Source organism: Streptomyces sp. NPDC002754 (assembly GCF_053592315.1).
Genome location: NZ_JBSFVM010000034.1, coordinates 48,933 through 69,825, shown reverse-complemented (window position 1 = coordinate 69,825; position 20,893 = coordinate 48,933). Strand labels below are relative to the sequence as shown.

Sequence of the window (20,893 nt, the reverse complement as noted above, 5' to 3'; positions counted from 1 at the left end):
CCAAGAACGCATCCAGCATCGACGGCACGAAATGCAGCACACTCACGCCCTGCTCACGCACCAGCTGCGCCACATAACCCGGATCCCGATGCCCCCCGGGACGGGCCACCACCAGCGTCGCACCCCACACCAACGTGCCAAGCAACTCCCACACCGACACATCAAAAACAACCGGCGTCTTCTGCAACACACGATCACCCGCACCAAGCGCAAAGTGATCACGCATCCACACCAGCCGGTTCACAATGCTTTGGTGCGAGACCGCCACACCCTTCGGCCGCCCCGTCGACCCCGACGTATAGATCACATACGCCGGCTGCCGCGCATCCAGTGAAGCAGCCCTATACGTGTCGCCCGAGGCATCAGCAGTCGACAGCCGCGCCACCACCCCGGCGTCATCCAAAACCACCACCGGCGCCGCATCCTCCAACAACAACGCCACCCGCTCCACCGGATACCCCGGATCCACCGGCAAATACGCAGCCCCCGCCTTCAGCACCCCCACCAACGCAACCACCAACTCGACGCCGCGCTCCAACACCACCGCCACCGTCGACCCCGCACCCACACCCCGCGACCTCAGATGGCGCGCCAGCCGCCCCGCCCGCGCATCCAACTCCGCATACGACAACTCCACCCCCTCAAACACCACCGCCACCGCACCCGGAGCAGCCACCACCCGCTCCTCAAACAAATCAACCAACGTCACCGAATCAACAGCAACCGCCGTGTCATTCCACTCGTGCAGAACCCGTTCCCGCTCACCCGCACCGAGCACCTCCACCGCATGCAACCGCACACCCGGAACCGCCGTCACCAGCTCCAGCACCCGCGCCATCCGCTGCGCGATCGCCTCGACCGAAGGTGCGTCGAAGAGGTCCACCGAGCCGTTCAGCGATCCTTCGAACCCGTCCGGGCGTCCCTGGTCGTCGAAGGTCTCGCGGAGGTGGACTTCCAGGTCGAACCGTGCCGCGTTCCCTGATCCGTCGAGCGCCTCGGCGTGGACGCCGGGCAGGTCGAGGGCGGCGCTCTGGAGGTTTCGGAGCGTCAGCATCACCTGGAACAGCGGGTGTCGGGACAGCGAGCGCTCCGGTGCCAGTTCCTCCACCAGCCGCTCGAAGGGCACTTCCTGATGTGCGAACGCGCCCAGGCTCGCCTCCCGCACCCGCCCCAGCACCTCACGGAACTCCGGATCACCGGACAGATCCGTCCGCACCACCAGCGTGTTCACGAAGAACCCGACGAGGTCGTCCAGCGCCTCGTCCGTACGACCGGCAACCGCCGAACCCACCGGAACATCCGTCCCCGCACCAAGACGCGAAAGGGTGACCGCCAACGCCGCCTGAAGGACCATGAACGGGGTCGCGCCCTCGGCGCGCGCGAGGTCGACGACCCGCTGGTGCACCTCCGCCGGCACCCGCAGCGGCACCTGGTGACCGACCTGGCTCGCCACCGCGGGACGCGGCCGGTCCACCGGCAGCGCCAGTTCCTCCGGGGCACCGGCCAACTCTCGGCGCCAGTACGCCACTTGCTGCGACAGAAGGCTGCTCGGGTCGGACTCCTGCCCGAGCAACTCCCGCTGCCACAACGCGTAATCCGCGTACTGCACCGGCAACGCCGCGAACACCGGAGCGTCCCCCCGCAGCCGTGCCGCGTACGCCGTCGACAGGTCCCGGCCCAGCGGGGCATGCGACCAGCCGTCGGTGGCGATGTGATGCACGACCAGGACCAGGGCCCGCTCGTCCGCTCCCAGGTCGAACAGCCATGCTCGGATCGGCAGCTCCGCCGACAGGTCGAAGGCGTAGCTCGCGGTCTGCGCGACGGCCTCGGTCAGGGCTTCGGGCTGTACGTCGGTCACCGTGAGGCGCCAGTCGAGTTCGTCCGGGTCGATGATCTGCTGGCACGGCTCGCCGTCGGTGGAGCGGTAGACGGTGCGCAGCGGTTCGTGGCGCGCGATGACATCCCGCAGTGCCGCCGCCAGTGCCGGGACGTCCAGGGTGCCCGTCAATCGGATGGCCAGGGGAATGTTGTAGGTCGGGCTGGGTCCGGTCAACCGGCCGAGGAACCACAGGCGTTGTTGCGCGAAGGACAGCGGCAGGCACTCCGGGCGTGTACTCGCTCGGAGTGGGAGGCGGGTCCGGTCGCTGCGGGGGCCTTCGACTCGGGCAGCGAGGTCCGCCACCGACGGTGCCTCGAACAGCGTCCTGATCTTGACTTCCGCGCCCAGCCTGGAGCGGATCCTGGACAGCAGCCGGATCGCGAGCAAGGAGTGTCCGCCCAGGTCGAAGAAGCTGTCATGCACTGCGACCCGGTCCAGGCCGAGGACCTCGGCGAAGATCTCGCAGAGCGCGGTCTCGGTCGCGCCCGACGGTTCCCGGTCGTGGTGGACGGCCGTGCCGTCGTCGGGGTCGGGCAGCGCCGTGCGGTCCAGTTTCCCGTTCTCGGTCAACGGCAGCTCGGAGAGAGCCACTTCGACCGCGGGCACCATGTATTCCGGCAGCCGCGCCGCCACGAACTCCCGCAGGTCCCGGGTGCCGGACGCGCCTTCGGCGAGCACGACGTAGGCGACGAGACGGTCGCCGCTCGCGCCGTCCGCGCGGGCGATCACTGCGGCGCGGGAGACGGCGGGGTGCTGGACCAGGACGGCCTCGACCTCGCCGGGTTCGACGCGGTAGCCGCGGATCTTCACCTGGGTGTCGGCGCGGCCTACGAACACCAGGTCGCCGTCGGCGGTCCGCTTGACGAGGTCGCCGGTGCGGTACATCCGTTCGCCGACGCCGTGGGGGCACGCCACGAAGCGTTCCGCCGTCAGCGCGCGGCGTCCCACATAGCCGCGTGCCAGCGCGGCGCCGGCGACGTACAGCTCGCCGACGACCCCGGTCGGTACCGCGGCGAGCGCGTCATCGAGGACGAACAGGCGGGTGTTGGCGATGGGTGTGCCGATCGGGACGACGCCCTCGGCGAGGGCCGCGGGTGACAACTCGGCGGTGGCCACTCCGATGGTGGTCTCCGTCGGCCCGTAGTGGTTGAACACGCGCCGTTCGGCGGCCGCCGCGACCAGGTCACGCGTCCAGGCGGCGGGGGCCGCCTCGCCGCCGAGCACCAGGGAGCGGGCGGGCAGCACGGCGCCCGTGCCCGCGTCCGCGGCCAGCGCCGCCAGGTGTGACGGCACTGCCTTGACGTGGTCGATGCGGTGCTCGCGCAGATACGCGGACACGGCGACCGGGTCGGTCACCGCTTCGGCGTCCAGGACGTGCAGCTGCCCTCCGGTGGCCAGGCTGGCGAAGACCACCGTGTTGCCCAGGTCGGTCACCTGCGGTTGCAGCAGTCCGTATCGTGCACCCTCGCCGGTCCAGTCGAGCCGCTCGGAGACGGAGGCCACGTAGTTGGCCAGCGCTCCGTGGGTGACCGCGACACCCTTCGGTGCGCCCGTCGAGCCCGAGGTGTACATCACGTAGGCGAGGCCGGCGGGTGCCGTCACGACCGGCGCGGCCGGTTCGGGCCCAGTGGGATCCGCAGGGTGCAGTGCCTCGTCGATCGTCGCTACGGGCACCCCCGCCGGTGCCGCGAAGCTCGCGGGATCCGAGTCCTGGTCCACGAGCACCACGCGCGCGCCGCTGTCGTCGACCATGAACGCGAGGCGTTCGGGCGGCAGTTGGGCGTCGAGGGGCAGGTATGCGGCACCGGCCTTCCACACGCCCAGGATCGCCGTGATCATCTGGATGCCGCGGGGCACGCACAGTCCCACGACGGACTCATCGGCGACGCCCAGGGCGCGGAGGTGTCGGGCGAGTCGGTCCGCGGACGCGTCGAGCTCGCGGTAGGTGACCTCGGTGCCGTCGGCCACGAGGGCCGTCGCGTCCGGTGTCGCGGCCACCTGGTCCAGGAACAGGCTGGTGAGGGCGGGTCGCGGCCCGGTCGCCGCGGTGTCGTTCCACTGGTGGATCAGGCGGTGCCGCTCGTGGGCGTCGAGTACCTGGATCGCGTGCAGCGGCGTGTTCGCGGTCTCGGTCACCGTCTCCAGGACCCGTACGAACCAGGCGGCCATCCGGTGCGCCGTCTCGGCGTGGAACAGGTCCTCGGCCAGGGTCACCAGTGCGCGCAGTCCCGCGGGGCGTCCCTGGTCGTCGAAGGTCTCACCGACGGTGAAGTGCAGGTCGTGGCGCGCCGCAGGCGCTGCCGCGGTGTCCACGTCGCTCGTGCCGGCGCTCGCCATGTGGACGCCGGGCAGGTCCAGTTCGGCACGTTCGACGTTCTGCACGGTGAGCATCACTTGGAACAGCGGGTGCCGGCCGAGCGACCGGGTTTCGACGAGTTCCTCGACCAGCCGCTCGAACGGCACGTCCTGATGTGCGAGGGCCCCGAGGCTCGTCTCCCGGACCTGTGCCAGGACCTCCCGGAACTCCGGGTCCCCGGACAGATCGGTGCGGATCACGAGGGTGTTGACGAAGCTTCCCACCAAGTCGTGCAGCGTCGCGTCGGCACGTCCGGCGACCGGGATGCCGATCGGGATGTCGTGGCCGGCGCCGAGCCGGGACAGCAGCACCGCCAACGCGGCCTGCAGGGCCATGAACGAGGTGACGCCCTCGGCGCGGGCGAGATCCACCAACCGCTGGTGGATCTCGGCGCCCACCTGGAACGGCACCCGGTGCCCGCGGCGGCTGGGCACCGCCGGGCGCGGCCGGTCGGTGGGCAGCGTCAGCTCTTGTGGGGCTCCGGCGAGGGTGCGCCGCCAGTACTCGATCTGCGTCGCCAGCAGGCTGTCCGGGTCGGACTCGTCGCCCAGTAGTTCCCGTTGCCACAGCGCGTAGTCGACGTACTGCACCGGCAGCGGGGTCCACGCGGGCGCCTCACCCCGTGCCCGCGCCGTGTACGCCGCCGACACGTCACGTCCGAGTGGCGCCAGCGACCACCCGTCGCTGGCGATGTGGTGCAGGACAAGCACCAGTACGTGTTCGTCCTCGGCGACCCGCAACAGCGAGGCCCGGAACGGCACTTCCTCGGCCAGGTCGAATGCGCGCCGGGTGGCCCGCGTCACCGCCTCGGCGGCACCGGCCGCGTCGACGTGGCGCACCGCCAGGTCCCAGGATTCCAGGTCCTGCATGTCGAGGATGCGCTGGAACGGCTCGCCGTCGGCGGTCGGGTACACGGTGCGCAGTGGTTCGTGGCGCGCGATGACGTCCCGCAGTGCCGCCGCGAGCACGGGGATGTCGAGGCCGCCCGTGAGGCGGATCGCTGCGGTGGTGTTGTAGGTCGGGCTGGGGCCTTCGAGCTGGGCGAGGAACCACAGCCGGCGCTGCGCGAACGACAGCGGCGGCCGTTCGGGGCGGGGCCCGGCCGTCAACTCCAGCCGTACCGGGACCGCGCCGGTCTCGGCGAGGCACTCGGCGATGCCGGCGACCGTGGGCCGTTCGAACAGCGCCGACAGCGGAAGCTCCGCGCCCAGCACGAGGCGGATGCGGGACAGCAGTCGTACGCCGAGCAGGGAGTGCCCGCCGAGTTCGAAGAAGCTGTCGTCAAGACCCACCGTCTCCAGGCCCAGCACCTCGGCGAACGCCCCGCAGAGGAGCTCCTCCTGGGCGGTCGTCGCCGTGCGCCCCGCGCCGGCGCCGCTCGCGTAGTCGGGGGCCGGAAGCGCCTTGCGGTCGAGCTTGCCGTTACCGGTGAGCGGCAGGTCGTGCAGGGGCACCACGGCTGTCGGGACCATGTAGTCCGGCAGTTGTCGCGCCACCAGTTCCCGCAGGGCATCGCCGTCGAGCGGGGCGCCTTCGTCGTCGGGGACGACGTAGGCCACCATCCGTACGTCTCCCGGGGTGTCCTCCCGCGCGACGACCGCGGCCCGCGCCACCGCGGGATGGGTGCGCAGGACCGCTTCCACCTCGCCGGGCTCGATGCGGAACCCGCGGATCTTCATCTGGTCGTCGGCGCGGCCCAGGAATACCAGGTCGCCGTCGGAGATCCACTTGGCCAGGTCGCCGGTGCGGTACATCCGCTCACCGGAACCGAACGGGCAGGCCACGAATCGTTCGCTCGTCAGGCCCGCGCGGCCCACATAGCCGCGTGCCAGGCCGTCCCCGGCGACGTAGAGCTCTCCTGGCACCCCGACCGGCACCGGGGCGAGTCCGTCGTCCAGCACGTACAGGCGCGTGTTGGCGATCGGCCGCCCGATCGGCACCGCGCCCTCGATTCGTCGGCCGGCCCGCACCTCGTGAATCGAGCAGCCGACGACGGTCTCGGTCGGGCCGTACTCGTTCACCACCACCGCGTCCGGCGCCGCTTCCAGCCAGGACGACACCGCCTGCGACGGCAGTGCCTCACCGCCGACCACCCAGCGCCGCGCAGCGCGCGCCAGTTGTTCGGCAGGCAGCAGTTGGGCCAGCATCGGGAGGTGTGCCGGGACCACCTTCACCAGGTCGAACCCGCCGCCGGAGCGCAGCACTTCGGCCAGTCCCTCGACTCCGCCGTCCTCGCTGACCGAGATCGCCGCGCCGGCCACCAGCGGCACCAGCAGGCTCGTCACGGTCAGGTCGAACGCCGGTGACGAGTACAGGACGGCGCCGCCGTCACCCATGTCGTAGGCCTCGGCGGCCCAGTTCACGTAGTTGGCGAGTCCGCCGTGGGTGATCGCGACGCCCTTGGGCCGGCCGGTCGACCCCGACGTGTACATCACGTACGCCAGTTCCGCGGTGCCGGGCGACGCGGGCCCGATGTCGCCGACGACCGCGGTGTCGAGGGCGTCGACGGCGATCACGGGCACGCGCACCACCGGCAGGGCGTCGAGGATGTCCTCGGTGGTCACCATGGCCACGGCCCGGCTGTCGGCCAGCACGAAGCCGACCCGCTCGGCCGGGTTCGCCGGATCGATCGGCAGGTAGGCGGCGCCCACCTTCCACACCGCCAGGACGCCCGCCACCGCGTCGACGCTCCGCGGCAGGCACAATCCCACCACCGCACCGACGCCCACGCCGAGCCCGGCCAGCGCACCCGCCAACTGCCGCGCACGCGCGTCGAGTTCTGCGTAGTCGACCGTGCGGCCGCCGTCGAGGACGGCGGTGGCGGTGGGTGTCCGCTCGACCCGCCGCTCGAAGGACGCGAGGACCGAATCACCCGGCAGATCCGTCGCGGTGTCGTTCCACTCGACGAGAAGGCGGTCGCGTTCCTCGGAGTCGAGCACGTCCACGGCGTGCAGCGGGATGTCCGGGTCGGCGGCCACCGTCTCCAGCACCCGCATGAGCCGCTGCGCGATGCCGGCCACCGTGGGCGCGTCGAACAGGGCGTCGGCTCCGATGACGACGCCCGCGAGGCCGTCGGGGCGGCCGTGCTCGTCGAACACCTCCTCGATCATCACATCGAGGTCGAACCTGGCCACCGACATGTTCGACGGGAGCGGCTCGACGGCCACCCCGGGCAGGTCGAGCACCGCGCCGGCCGTGTTCTGCACGGTCAACATGACCTGGAACAGGGGGTGTCGGGACAGCGATCGCCCGGGGGCCAATTCCTCGACGAGCCGCTCGAAGGGCACGTCCTGATGCGCGAACGCGTCCAGGCTCGTGCGGCGGACCCGGGCCAGCACCTGTCGGAAGTCCGGGTCTCCCGACAGATCCGTACGCATGACCAGGCTGTTCACGAAGAACCCGACGAGATCATTCAGCGCCTCGTCGGTGCGCCCCGCCACCGCCGCACCCATGGGGATGTCGTGTCCGGCGCCCAGCCGGGACAGTGTCACCGCCAGAGCGGCCTGCAGCACCATGAACGCCGTCACGCCCTCGGCGCGCGCGAGGTCGGCGAGCCGTACGTGCGTGGGCGCCGGGACTCGCAGCGGGATCCGGTGGCCCGCCTGGCCCGGCGCCGCCGAACGCGGCCGGTCCACGGGCAGTGCCAGTTCCTCCGGCGCTCCCGCCAGAGTGCGCCGCCAGTAGTCCAGTTGGACGGAGAGGCGGCTGCTCGGGTCGGCACTCTCCCCCAGCAACTCCTGCTGCCACACGGCGTAGTCGGCGTACTGCACCGGCAGCGGCTCCCATGACGGTGCCTCGCCGCGCGCCCGCGCCGCGTACGCCGTCGACAGGTCGCGCCCCAGCGGGCGGTGGGACGAGGCGTCGGTGGCGATGTGGTGGACGACCAGGATCAGTACGTGCTCGTCGGGCGCCGTGCCGAGCAAGGTCGCGCGGATGGGCACTTCAGATGCCAGGTCGAAGGCACAGCCGGCCGCTTCCGCCCTGGCTTCGTCCACGTCCTCGGGCGCCGCCCGGCGCACGTCCAACTCCCAGTGGAGATTCCCCGGTTCGAGGATTCGCTGGTAAGGTTCGCCGGCCACGGTGGGAAAGACGGTGCGCAGCGATTCATGGCGCACCAGCAAATCCCGTAGAGCCGCGCTCAATGCCGCGACATCCAACGGGCCGTGCATTGCCAAGGCAATGACGTTGTTGTAGGTGAGACCCGAATTCTCCAGCTTGGCCAAGAACCAGAGCCGACGCTGCGCGAACGACAACGGGATCATCGATGTCTCTCCCCAGGAGCTCGAATGCGACGCCGTAACACCACCCAGGCGTAACGCACCGCCCCAGCCGGCTCGGCCATTCCAGCCCATGCGGGGAATATGAGCAAGGAGTGTCTGAATAGGGTCGACGACCCGTGTTCAACTGCGCGGATGGCTCAGTTGAACGGCGCGCGCTCCGCCCCATCGGCGAGGGCGGAGCGGTGACCGGCGACCGTCAGCCCTCGTCGGCCCCGACCTTCTTGTTGCAGGCGCTGAAGGCCTTGGCCAGCTTGTCCTTGTCCACGGTGCCCTCGACGGTGACGTCCAGGGTCCCGGGCTTGGGGTCCTTGGCGTTGACGCCTTTGCCGCGCAGGCACTCGGCCTTCTTCAGCGCCAGGTCCTTGTCGGCTTCCGTGATGTCCTCGTTGATGTCGTCGCTGGGGGCGTACTTCGCGCAGGCCGCCCGTGCCGCTTCGGCTTTCGCCTTGGAACCGCCGTCGGGCTTCTCGATATTGCTGTCCTTGTCCCCGCCCTCATCCGGGGCGGGTTCCGGAACGTCGACCCCTTGCTCGGCCATGCACTTGATGAACTTCTGCATGCGGTCGTAATCGGCGTCCCCCGCTGAGGGCGCGGCCTTCTTCGGGGATGAATCGTCGCCGCACGCGGTCAGTCCGAACATGGCGGTGGCCGTCAATACCACCGCGATGAGGTTGAGTTTCTTCATGCTCATCAGCATGGCTGCCACCAGGTTTCGCCCCGGTGACCGTCGGCGTTAACCGAACTCTTACAGCGAGCGCGCAGCCGGAGCAGCACACGGAAAACGGGTGCCTCCGCGCCCATGAGCGGACGCGGAGGCACCCTGACGACCGGCCGGGGGTTGTCGGTCGTCGGTCAGGTGGTGGCGAGGGCCTCCGTGGGAGTGAGGCCGGCGGCGCGGCGGGCGGGGTAGATGCCGGCGACGGCGCCGATCGCGACGGCGGCCAGGGCGCCGCCCGCGATGGCCTGGCCGGGCAGGGTCAGGGGCCAGTCGCGGTAGAGGGCGTAGCCGAGGCAGGCGGCAAGTCCGATGACCACGCCGGCGGCCCCGCCGAATGCCGACAGGCTCACCGACTCGGTGAGGAACTGCATCCGGATCTGGCCGCGGGTCGCGCCCAGCGACCTTCGCAGCCCGATCTCCTGCCGCCGCTCAAGCACCGAGATCACCATGATGTTGGCGATGCCGACGCCTCCGGCCAGCAGCGCGATGGCGCCGAGGCCGAAGAACAGTGCGTTGAAGGTCTCCTCCGCGGCGGCCTGGGCGGTGAGCGCGTCGGAGGGGCGGCTGACCTGAACCTCCTCCGGGTTCTTGGGGTTGATGGTGCGCCCCAGCACGTCGCGCACCGACGACACGGCCGCGTCCGTGGACCGCTCGTACAGGGAGGTGACGTGTCCGTCGAACCCGAGGCGGGCGGCGTAGGGCCAGCCGACCAGGGCCGAGCGGTCGATCTCGGGGGCGAGCGGCAGCTCGTCGAGGATGCCGACGACCAGGAACCACTGGCCGCCGATATACACGTTCGCGTCGGCTCGGTCGATGCCGAGCCGGTCGGCGGCGTCGGAGCCGAGCACCACCGACGGGTACTGGCTGGTGGCGGAGTTGAGGAAGGCGCCGGAGCGCACCGTGCCGCTGAGCGTTTTCAGCAGGTTGGTACGGGTGGCCTGGACGGCGACGCCGCTGGTCTTGGCCGAGGAGATCTTGTCCGTGCGTCGAACGGTCGCGTCCTCCACCAGGCCGATCCCGGACACGCCGGTCACGCCGGGGATGCGGGAGACCATGCCCTCCGCGTCCGTGGGGAGTTTCGCGGTGTCGCCGCTCAGCGTCGTACCGGGTTTGGCGGTGAGCAGGTTGGTGCCCATCTCCTCGATCTCGGCCATCAGTCCGGCCCGGCTGGCGCTGCTGAGGCCGACCAGCGCGACCATGGCGGCCACCCCGATGGCGATGCCCAGCGCGGACAGCACGGCCCGCAGCGGCCGGCCGCGCAGTCCGTCCAGGCCGACCGCGATCAGGTCCCTTCCGCGGAGTCGGGACGTCTCGGGCAGTTCCCTCATGTCAACACCCCTGTATCGGCCTGGACTCGGCCGTCGCGGATCTCCAGGCGCCGCGGCAGCGCGGCCGCGACGTCCAGGTCATGGGTGATCACCACGATCGCGGTGCCATCCCGGTTCAGCTCGCTGAGCAGCTCGAGCACCCCCGCCCCGGATGCCGAGTCGAGGTTTCCGGTCGGCTCGTCGGCGAGCAGCAGCGGCGGGTTCCCCACCACCGCCCGGGCGATCGCGGCCCGTTGCTTCTCGCCGCCCGACATCTGCTGCGGACGATGGTACAGACGGTGGCCGAGACCCACCCGCTCCAGCGCCGCCTTCGCCCGCAGCCGGCGCTCCCGGAGGGAGAGGCCGTGGTAGAGCAGGCCGGTCGCGACGTTGTCCAGGGCGGACAGGTGCGGGGTCAGGAAGAACTGCTGGAAGACGAACCCGATCCAGTGCGCCCGTACCGCCGACAGCCGCCGGTCGGGCAGCGTGGCCACGTCGTGTCCGTGGATGAGGACGCGACCCGAGCTCGGCCGGTCCAGCGTCCCCATCAGGTTCAGCAGCGTCGACTTGCCCGACCCCGAGGGGCCCACGATGGCCACCAGTTCACCGGATCGGATGGTGAGCGATGCCCGGTGCAGAGCCCGCACGTTGCCGCCGTAGACCTTGCTCGCCTCCTCCACGGCGATGACCGCGGCCGGCTCCTGTACGGCCTCGATCCCTGCGGTCATGAGCGCGGCACCTGCACCTTCATGCCCTCGCGGAGGTCGCCCTTCACCTCGACGTTGTTCCCGTCGAAGATGCCGAGCTCGACCCGCACGGAGCGCACCTTCCCCTGCGGGCTCACCACCTTCACCCGGTAGCCGCTGCCGGCGGCCAGCAGCGAGTTGATCGGTACCGCCAGGACGTCCTTGTGCTCGGTACTGGTGAAGCCGACCGTCGCCGGCGCCTTGTCCAGGTCCCCCGCGCTGCTCTGCTTGTCCAGTTCGATGTAGACCGGGATGGTGGCGTCCTGCGTGCCCTGCCCGGTCTGCGACTGGGAGTTGCTGCTACCCGCGGTCGCCACCTTGCCGACCGACACGATGTGTCCTTGGGCGGTCTTCTTTCCGGGCAGTGTCACTCGGACCTTCGCGCCCTTCTTGGCGATGTCCTGATCACTGACCGGTACGTCCACCGTGATCCACCGCCCGGTGCTGCTGGCGGTGAACAGGTTGCCCTTGGCCGGGGCGCCCGGCAGCGCCTTGACCTCGGTCACCCGGATCGCGTCCTTCTGCACCGCCACTTCACCCGGCTTCACGACGCCGTTCTCGGTGACCCCGAGATCCTCCTGCCACTCCTTCACGGCCGACCTTGTGGCCGAGCTGAACTCCTCGTTCACGGCCAGGTAGCTGCCGTAGCCGAGCGCCTGCAGATTGCGTTCGAGTTCCAGCACGTCGCGTCCGTCGGACACCCCGACCTTCAGGTCCCGCCACAGTGGCACCGACCCGTAGATGAGCGGGACGGCACGGCCGTTCGCCTCGAAGACCCGCTCGCCCCGCTTGATCACATCACCGTTCGAGGGAAGCCACGTGAGCCGTCCCGAACTCTCGGCGAGCACTGTGTATCGGCCTCGATAGCCCAACGTCCCGTCGATCTCACTGGTGTTGACCATATTCGTACGGAGCACCGGCTTCGTCGGCAGCGACGACAGCTGCTGCTTGGGCGCACTGTCGTCGTCGCGCCCCACCACATACACCGCGGTTGCGGCGCCCACCGCCAGCACCACGAGCACGCTCAGCGTCTTCCAGGGCACGCGCCGGCGCCCCGTCGGCGGCGGCTCCTCCTCGTACTCCTGGGCCGGCTTCGGTTCCAGCTCCAGCTCTTGTTCCTGTTCCTGTTCGGGAACCCGCGCCTGGGCCGTGGTCTCAGACTCGAACATGATTCAGCCTCCACGTGTGCCGCTCGGCACGGCACGTCGGGCCGAGGGCGAGGACGACGGCCTTCATGGCCACGGGATCGGAAAGTACCTGCATGCCTTAGAGATTGGATTGCGGCAGGTTTCCCGACGGTGAGCGGGAACCTTAACCGCCGCCTTATCCCGCGGCCTTCGCCGACGGCCGTGCTGTTCAACTGTGGCCGCGCCGTAGTTGAACAGCACAGGCTTTCACGCGCTTGGACTCCGCCGGTACGGTCACTGACGCATCGGCCACCCGTGCCGCTTGGGACCGCGACAAGAGGAGGATTCCGTGGCCATGATGGGCGGCCCGCGCATGGGTCTGATGCCGCTCGGCGCAGACAAGTCGATCACCAAACAGAAGATCAAGCCGGGCACGGTGCGACGCATCGTTCCCTATGCCCTGCGATATCGCTGGTCATTGGCGGTAGTCATGCTGACGACCGTCGCCGGTTCGGCCATCACGGCGACGAGCCCGCTGTTGCTGAAGATAATCATCGACGACGGGATTGCGCAGCGCCGGGAAGGCTTCGTGGTGGGCTTCGCCCTGCTCGTCGCCGCCCTGTCGCTGGTGGAAGTGCTGGCCGCTTTCACCCAGACCTGGTTTTCCGGACGGGTCGGCCAGGGCATCATCTGCGACCTGCGCTGCCAGGTGTTCGAGCACGTCCAGCGGCAACCACTGGCCTTCTTCACCCGCACCCAGACGGGAGCCCTGGTCAGCCGGCTCAACACCGACGTGGTCGGCGCACAGCGAGCGATCACGACGCTGCTGTCGCAGACGTTGTCGACCCTGCTGACCCTCGTGCTCGTGCTGATCACGATGTTCTACCTGTCGTGGCAGATCACTCTCGCGGCGCTCGTGATGATCCCGTTCTTCCTGGCTCCAGCCATGCTCGTCGGCCGCCGACTGCAGCGGCTCACCCGCGAGGGCATGCGCCAGAACGCCGACATGGGCTCGCTGATGAACGAGCGGTTCAACGTGTCGGGCGCGATGCTGGCCAAGCTCTACGGCCGCCCCGAGGACGAGTCCGAGGGCTTCACGCAGAAGGCGGTCGAGGTCCGTGACGTCGCGATCAGGACAGCCGTCTGGGGGCGCGTTCTCGTCCTCATCGCCACGTTGATCGCCGGGTTGACCACCGCACTGGTCTACGGCCTCGGCGGCGTGCTGACCATCCACGGCACGCTCCAGATCGGCACCCTCGTCGCCATGGTCGCACTGCTGCTGCGGCTGTACGGACCGATCAACCAGCTGTCCAACATGCAGGTCAACGTCATGATCGCGTTTGTCAGCTTCGACCGCGTCTTCGAGGTGCTGGATCTCAAGCCGCTCGTCGACGAACGCCCCACCGCCCGGCCGCTCCCGCTCGACGAAGGCCTCGCCCCGGACATCGAGTTCGACGAGGTCTCCTTCCGGTACCCGGCCGCCGACGAGGTGTCCCTTACCTCGCTCGAGTCGATCGCGCTGCGCACGCCGGCGCGGGCCGGCGACGCGATGGTCCTGAACGAGGTGAGCTTCCACGCGCCGGCCGGCAAGCTCACCGCGCTGGTGGGCCCCTCTGGCGCCGGCAAGACCACGGTCACCAGCCTGGTCCCCCGGCTGTACGACACCATCTCCGGGACGGTACGCGTCGGCGGTCACGACGTACGCGATCTGACCATGCGGTCCGTGCACGACACGGTCGGCGTCGTCACTCAGGACGCGCACCTGTTCCACGACACGATCCGGGTGAACCTGCTGTACGCCAGGCCGAGCGCCAGTGAGAAGGAGCTCGTCGAGGCCTGCGAGGCGGCCCGGATCTGGGAGACGATCTCGTCACTGCCCGACGGTCTCGACACCGTGGTCGGCGACCGAGGTTACCGCCTCTCCGGTGGTGAGAAGCAGCGCATCAGCCTCGCCCGGCTCCTGCTCAAGTCACCGCCGGTCGTCATCCTCGACGAGGCCACCGCGCACCTGGACTCCGAGTCCGAGGCGGCGATCCAGCGGGCTCTCAACGTTGCCCTCGCGGGCCGCACGTCCCTGGTCATCGCCCACCGGCTGTCGACCATCCTGGAAGCCGACCAGATCCTCGTTCTCGATGGCGGCCGGATCCGCGAACGCGGAACCCACACGGACCTGCTCGCCGCCGGCGGGCTCTACAGCGAGCTCTACCGCACGCAATTCGCGGGTCAGCACTCGAACGGCACACCCAAGAATGTCGCGAACAAGGCGGGCATCTAACCCGGCTCGCCGCCAAGAGAAGAGGTCAGCAAGATGGCGAATCCCTTTGAATCCCCTGACGCAAACTATGTGGTCCTGGTCAACGACGAAAACCAGCACTCGCTGTGGCCCGTCTTCGTGGATGTGCCCGACGGCTGGCAGACCGTATTCGGAGAGGCCGCTCGGGAAGAGTGCCTCGCATACATCGAGAAGTCGTGGACCGATATGCGGCCCAAGAGCTTGATCGAGGCCATGAAGGGGAATTGACCGCGGTCACACCCCAAAGACACGACGCGCTTTTGGAGGACGTGTTGGACACCGTTGAGTCAGGCAGTGGTGCCTGGCGGCCGTACGAGACAAGCGCTGACGAGGCCGGTGCGTCCGCCCTCGTCGATCGGCTCGACGAGCTGGGCGCCGACGGTCTCGCCGAGCTGCTCACCGAGCACAAGGCGCTCATCTTCAGGGGCTTCGGCGTCTCGCCCGAGACCATCGAGCCTGTGCTCTCCCGGCTGGTGCCGGACCGCCTGCCGTACGTGCACGGCAACTCGCCGCGCACCAAAGTGGGCGGCAATCTCTACACCTCGACCGAGTACCCGCAGCAGTACACCATCTCCATGCACAACGAGCTCAGTTACGCCCATCGCTGGCCGACCCGGCTCACCTTCTACTGCGAGAAGGCGGCGGAGTCGGGCGGCGCCACTCCGGTGCTCGACGGGCAGCTCTGGCTCGACTCGCTCGACGCCGAGGTGCGCGACGCGTTCGCAGGCGGCATCCGCTACGTCCAGAACCTGCACGACGGGTTCGGCTTCGGAAAGAGCTGGCAGGACACCTTCGAAACCGACGACCGCGCGGTGGTCGAGGAGTTCCTCAGGCACTCGCGGGCCGATTGGGAGTGGGGCCCGGACGGTCTGCGCGTCACCCAGCTGCGCCCGTCGACCACCAAGCACCCGGTCACCGGCGCCGAGGTCTGGTTCAACCAGGCCGACCAGTGGCATCCGGCAGGACTGGGGGACGAGGCCTCCGCCGAGCTGTACGACATCCTCACGCCCAACGAATTCCCGCAGTACGTGACGTTCGCCGACGGGACCGCGATCCCCGACGCGTACATCGAGCAGATCATCGACCGCGGGCTGCGGAGCGCCGTCGACGTCGACTGGCAGAGCGGCGACGTACTGCTCATCGACAACGTCCTGCTTGCCCATGGCCGACGCCCGTTCGAAGGGACCCGGCGCGTCCTGGTGGCGATGTCGGACACCTGACGGCCGTTCGTCGGACCGGGCGGCAGAGGTCAAGTGGCCTGCCCCCAACACCCTGCTGCCGTAGGGAGATCCGAGAAACGGCGCCGATGGACCGGACGCTCGGCCAAGCCGCGCCGCTTCGAGCTCTACCGGAACCGGTCACCGACCCGGAGCGGACAACCTCTCTCAGCGTTCGCCGACACAACCGACTCGGTGGCATCCTTTACGAGTACCGCCATGTCGCGCTGCGCTCATATTCGATTCCTTGCGCTCTCCGTACTGGTGGGGGTTGCTCCCATGCGCTTCGCGGATGTGGGCGGCCGCTCGTGGCGGTTGCGCGCAGCAGATGGAAGCCGGGCGCGGGGTTGTCGGCCTCAAGGTGGCCGGCATTGCGGGTGCCGATAAACCAACTCGTCACCCCGGTGCTCGACTCGCTCCGCGCATTCTACGGCGCCGCCGTCCCCGGCCCCGCCGTCTACCGGATCACTCGCTGGGGTAGCGAGCCCCTCGCGCTCAGCTCATATTCGTACGTCGCCGTCGGCTCCTCACACGACGACCACGAGGGCCACTACGCGCGCACGAGGGCAGGGCCTCTCGGTAGCTCAGAGGAGGTCTCATCTCGGATTCTGCTGGAGTGTCCAGGTTTTGACGGGCTGCCAGAGTGACGGATGTGGTATCAGTGGCTGGCGTGACGCGAGGATGCCAAGGTGGCGATGAGGAATGCACCTTTGGGGTGGATATCAGCTTCCACGCCTGCCTCATTCACAAAAGCCTGGTATCGCACGGAAATGGGCGGGACCCGTCCGGCCCCTGGCCGAGGGTTCCGCAACGCGGTATGCCAAGGACATGGGCACACGCCGCGCCTACGACAGTGATCTCACCGACGACCGGTGGGCCCTGGTGGAACCGGTGTTGACCGAGTGGCGCACCTAGCGCCGCCAGGCCGGCATCCCCGGCGGACGCCCGCCGAAGTACACCCTGCGAGACCTGCTCGATGCGATCTTGTACGTGGACCGCACCGGCATACCCTGGCGCTACCTGCCCCATGACTTCCCGCCCTGGGAGACCACCTACCACTACTTTGCGTACTGGCGCGACGAAGGCGTCTTCGCCAAACTCAACGGACTGCTGCGGCACCAGCTACGCGAGCAGGCCGGACGGAATTCCGAGCCCAGTGCCGGGGCCCTGGACGCGCAGAGCGTGAAGACCGGACACACCGTCCCGCTGGCCATTCAGGGCACAGATGCCGCGAAGAAGATCGTCAGCAGAAAGCGCAGCATCCTGACCGACACGCTCGGCATGCTGCTGTCCGTCCTGGTCACCACCGCCAGTGTGCAGGACTCCACCGCCGGCATGCCCCTGATCGAGCACACCTCCCGAACTCTGCGGCGACTGCGCAAGATCTGGGCCGACGGCGGCTACCGCCAGCACCTCGTCGAAAGCGCCGCCGCCTCGGCATCGGCCTTGAAATCGTCCAACGCAAGCCTGGGAGCAGGGGATTCGACCCCATTCCCCACCGCTGGCCAGTCGAGCGAACCTTCGGCATGGATCATGCTGCACCGCCGACTCGCCCGCGACTACGAGGCCCTGCCCGCCAGCTCCGGAGCCATGATCTACCTCGCGATGATCGACACCATGGCCCGCCGGGTCACCGGAGAAACCGTCCTAACCTGGAGAAACCCCACCCCTCAGGATGAGACACCCCGTCCGAGATGAAACCTCCTCTGATGCCACAGCGATTCCCGGCCTCCCCGCTGTTTACATCGATGTACATCCGGCTCTAGCCTGGCGCGGATTTCGTCCCCAGGAAGTTCCGCAGGAAGTTCCACTGAAAAGGAGAACGGTGTTGACGCTCTACCTGCTCCACACCTTTAGACGTCTTCGCTCCCACGTGGCACTGCTTGCCCTGATGGCGCTGCTCGGCACGGTGCTCACCGCCCAGGCGGTCGCGTCGCCTCCCACTTCGCCCGCCCCAGCGGCGAAGGCCGACCACTCCGTCACAGCCACAGGTACACCGTTGCGTGACGACACGGGGCTCTACCCGCGCACCGTCCGGCTCGCCCACAGCGGTGCCGCGAACGGCCGCATCCTCGCCGGCGTCACCACCTTCGACGGGAACAACGGCGTCGGCGCCATCCACGAGAGCACCGACAACGGCGCGTCGTTCCACGAGGTCGGCCGGGTCTCGGACCCCGACTCGGCTGCCGGCCAGGGACTCTGCTGCACCACCCTGTTCGAACTCCCGCAGCAGGTTGGCGAGTTGCCCGCCGGCACCCTGCTCTGGGCCTCCGCAGCCGGCCAGGACGAGCAGGACCGTCGAATGGCGCTGCGGATCTGGCGGAGCGACGACGTGGGCCGCACCTGGTCCCACCTGTCGTCGTGCGCCGTCGCCACCGGCACCGGCGGCCTGTGGGAACCGGAGTTCTCCATCGCCGCGGACGGCGCCCTCGTCTGCCACTACGCCGACGAGACGGACTCTGCTCACAGTCAAAAACTGGCGGCCGCGCGAAGTTACGACGGCATCCATTGGCAAGAGCGTCACGACACCGTGGCCAGTGCCCTGCAGACGGACCGGCCCGGCATGCCACTGGTGCGCAAGCTGCCCAACGGCACCTACTTCATGAGTTACGAGATCTGCACCCCCGGCGGCCAGTACCAGTGCGTGGTGCACTACCGCACCTCCGCCGACGGCTGGAACTGGGGGAACGTCACCGACCTCGGCGTCCGCCCCGAGACCGCTGACGGCAAGTACTTCCGCGCCACGCCGACCATCGCCTGGGCACCCGCACCGGACGGCGCGGCGAACGGGCGACTGCTACTGATCGGACAGCGCCTTCTCAACAAGGACGGCAGTGTCGCCGCGGAGAGCGGACGGACGATCCTCGCCAACACGCAGAACGGCAGCGGGCCCTGGTCGGAGATGGAAGCACCGGTCAACGTGTCCGACCCTCAGGTCAACTACTGCGAGAACTACAGCTCCCCGCTGCTGCCCTCGGCGGACGGCCGACAGGTTCTCCAGATCGCCACGGACTTCGACGGCACGGTGTGCAAGCCGTACTTCGCCACCGGCGCCATCACTCCTCGGTGACGGGTGTGACGGGTGTGACGTGAACGACGGGGGCCACGGTCACGACCGCGGCCCCCGTCACAGCGTCACACCGTCACCCCTGCTCTTCGATGGCGGCGGGTCGCGTCTGTGCTGCGCGGATCCGGGCGACATCGAGCTTGGTGGAGCGGTCGAAGCGGTAGACACCGTTCTGTTCCTGGAAGACGTCGGTCAACTGGGTGTAGCAGTAGCCGAACATGTCAGGATCGCGCAGCAGCGCCTCGGTGAGGCCACTGAACCTGGCGTGGAACTCGCCCTCGTCCCGGACCCGTTCGCCGTAACCCCAGGACTGCGTCCGGTCCTCGCCGGACAGCTCGGCCGCCGCCTCGGGATCCCACCAGATGCCGCCGAACTCGCTGACGAAGTACGGTTGCCCCGCGTACGGCAGTGAATAGGCCGCGCCGCTCTCGTGGGCGTTGACGAACGGTTCGCCCTTCGCGAGCCCGGACATCAGTTGCCGGAAGGCCGCCGGGTCCTGCTCATAGTGGTGAGCGTCGTAGATGTCGGTCTCGGCCACCCTGTGGGCGTAGCCGGACGCGTCGATCACCGGCCGGGTGGTGTCCATGGCCTTGGTGGCCAGGAACATCGCCCGCGTGACGTCGTCAAGCTGGGTGATGCGGTCGTGCAGCTTCTGATACGTCTCGTTCAACGGGCACCAGCCGATGATCGAGGGGTGTGAGTAGTCGCGTTCCAGGGCCTCCAGCCACTGGGCGACGTAGGAAGCGTCGGGCTTCTGGTTGTCGCCCGAGGAGCCGCCGGTCTCACAGCCCCAGTCGCCGAACTCGCCCCAGACGAGGTAGCCGAGGCGATCGGCGTGGTGCAGGAAGCGCTCCTCGAAGACCTTCTGGTGCAGCCTGGCCCCGTTGAAGCCGGCGGCCAGGGCCAGTTCGATGTCACGGATCAGTGCCCCATCGGTCGGCGCGGTCATCAGCCCGTCCGGGTACCAGCCCTGGTCGAGAACGAGCCGCTGGAAGACCGGTCGACCGTTGAGCAGGACGGCCTTGCCCCGTAGTCCGACGGCGCGCAGTCCGGCGTAGCTTTCGGCGCTGTCGACCACCTCCCCGCCGGCGTCGAGAAGTTCGAGGCGCAGGCCGTACAGGTGCGGGTCGTCCGGGCCCCACTCGCGGCGCCGATGCTCGGGCACCGGCAGGTGCAGGCGCGGGGCGAGGTCCAGGTCCGCACGTGCCTCGGCCCGGCTCACCTCGCCGTCGCCATCGGTCAGAACGGCGCGCACCCGGTGGCCGGGCCGGTTACCGGACAGCGGTAGTTCGAGGAGGAAGGCAGAACCGGCGAGGTCCGGCGTGATCCGAGGTCTCCGCAGATGCGTCTCCGGCACCGGCTCCAGCCACACGGTCTGCCAGATGCCGGTGACCCGCGTGTAGTTGCAGTCGTGGTTGGCGTACTGGACGGCCTGCTTGCCGCGTGCCTGCGGGCCGGACCTGGGGTCGCGGGCCCGGACGGTGATGACGAGCTCCGCGCCCTCGCGGGTGATGTCGCCGAGGTCGGCGGTGAACGGAGTGAAGCCGCCCCGGTGCCGGGCGACCTCCTCGCCGTTCGCCCAGACAGTGGTGTCGTGGTCGACCGCGCCGAAGTGCAGCAGCACCCGCCGCCCTGCCCACTCCGGCGGGAGGGTGACGGTCCGCCGGTACCAGACGGCGTGGAGGAAGTCCGTGTCACCGATGCCCGAGAGCTCGGACTCGGGCGGGAAGGGAACAAGTATCTCGTCGCGCAGTTCCCGGCCGAGGAGACCTCGTTCCAGGCCGCTGTCCCCCCGGTCGCGCTCGAACTGCCAGGCGCCGTTCAGGTTGAGCCAGTCGCGGCGCGTGAACTGCGGTCGCGGGTACTCCGGGCGCGGTACGGAGTGAGTGGGCACACATGCTCC

At 69.2% G+C, this 20,893-nt stretch carries 11 protein-coding genes and 1 pseudogene; 6 read left to right on the top strand and 6 right to left on the bottom strand.

The window, feature by feature from the left end; translation table 11 throughout:
* The 5 genes from ACWD2L_RS36140 to ACWD2L_RS36120 form a co-directional block, all read right to left on the bottom strand.
* Positions 1–8,497: amino acid adenylation domain-containing protein (locus ACWD2L_RS36140; protein WP_451193214.1), on the bottom strand; the 8,497-nt coding region annotated here is incomplete at its 3' end.
* Between the two features lie 214 nt (positions 8,498–8,711).
* Positions 8,712–9,200 carry a hypothetical protein gene (locus ACWD2L_RS36135; protein ID WP_351333343.1) on the bottom strand — a complete coding sequence of 163 codons (489 nt, stop codon included), beginning with the start codon at positions 9,198–9,200 and terminating at the stop codon, positions 8,712–8,714.
* 167 nt (positions 9,201–9,367) lie between these two features.
* Positions 9,368–10,561: an ABC transporter permease gene (locus ACWD2L_RS36130; protein WP_351333340.1), complete on the bottom strand. Its 1,194-nt coding sequence runs from the start codon at positions 10,559–10,561 to the stop codon at positions 9,368–9,370.
* Positions 10,558–11,268: an ABC transporter ATP-binding protein gene (locus ACWD2L_RS36125; RefSeq protein WP_351333338.1), complete on the bottom strand. Its 711-nt coding sequence runs from the start codon at positions 11,266–11,268 to the stop codon at positions 10,558–10,560. Before ACWD2L_RS36125 ends, ACWD2L_RS36130 begins: the two co-directional genes overlap by 4 nt.
* Positions 11,265–12,455: an efflux RND transporter periplasmic adaptor subunit gene (locus ACWD2L_RS36120; protein ID WP_351333336.1), complete on the bottom strand. Its 1,191-nt coding sequence runs from the start codon at positions 12,453–12,455 to the stop codon at positions 11,265–11,267. Before ACWD2L_RS36120 ends, ACWD2L_RS36125 begins: the two co-directional genes overlap by 4 nt.
* A 313-nt stretch (positions 12,456–12,768) precedes the next feature.
* Between ACWD2L_RS36120 and ACWD2L_RS36115 the strand changes: the two genes are divergently transcribed.
* The 6 genes and pseudogenes from ACWD2L_RS36115 (at position 12,769) to ACWD2L_RS36090 (ending at position 18,993) form a co-directional block, all read left to right on the top strand.
* Positions 12,769–14,688, top strand: coding sequence for an ABC transporter ATP-binding protein (locus ACWD2L_RS36115; protein WP_351333353.1), 1,920 nt, complete (start codon positions 12,769–12,771; stop codon positions 14,686–14,688).
* 33 nt (positions 14,689–14,721) lie between these two features.
* Positions 14,722–14,934 carry an MbtH family protein gene (locus ACWD2L_RS36110; protein WP_351333333.1) on the top strand — a complete coding sequence of 71 codons (213 nt, stop codon included), beginning with the start codon at positions 14,722–14,724 and terminating at the stop codon, positions 14,932–14,934.
* 41 nt (positions 14,935–14,975) lie between these two features.
* Positions 14,976–15,926: a TauD/TfdA family dioxygenase gene (locus ACWD2L_RS36105; protein WP_451193210.1), complete on the top strand. Its 951-nt coding sequence runs from the start codon at positions 14,976–14,978 to the stop codon at positions 15,924–15,926.
* Between the two features lie 86 nt (positions 15,927–16,012).
* Positions 16,013–16,570: an FAD-dependent oxidoreductase gene (locus tag ACWD2L_RS36100; RefSeq protein ID WP_351333330.1), complete on the top strand. Its 558-nt coding sequence runs from the start codon at positions 16,013–16,015 to the stop codon at positions 16,568–16,570.
* A 181-nt stretch (positions 16,571–16,751) separates the two neighbouring features.
* Positions 16,752–17,621: pseudogene (locus ACWD2L_RS36095) on the top strand (IS5 family transposase).
* Positions 17,622–17,796: 175 nt separating this feature from the next.
* Entirely contained in the window at positions 17,797–18,993 is a 1,197-nt protein-coding gene (locus tag ACWD2L_RS36090; protein ID WP_351333328.1) for an exo-alpha-sialidase, read from the top strand.
* A 73-nt stretch (positions 18,994–19,066) separates the two neighbouring features.
* Here the strand turns inward: ACWD2L_RS36090 and ACWD2L_RS36085 are convergent, their stop codons facing one another.
* Positions 19,067–20,884 carry a glycoside hydrolase family 2 protein gene (locus ACWD2L_RS36085; protein ID WP_351333325.1) on the bottom strand — a complete coding sequence of 606 codons (1,818 nt, stop codon included), beginning with the start codon at positions 20,882–20,884 and terminating at the stop codon, positions 19,067–19,069.
* Positions 20,885–20,893: the final 9 nt, after the last annotated feature.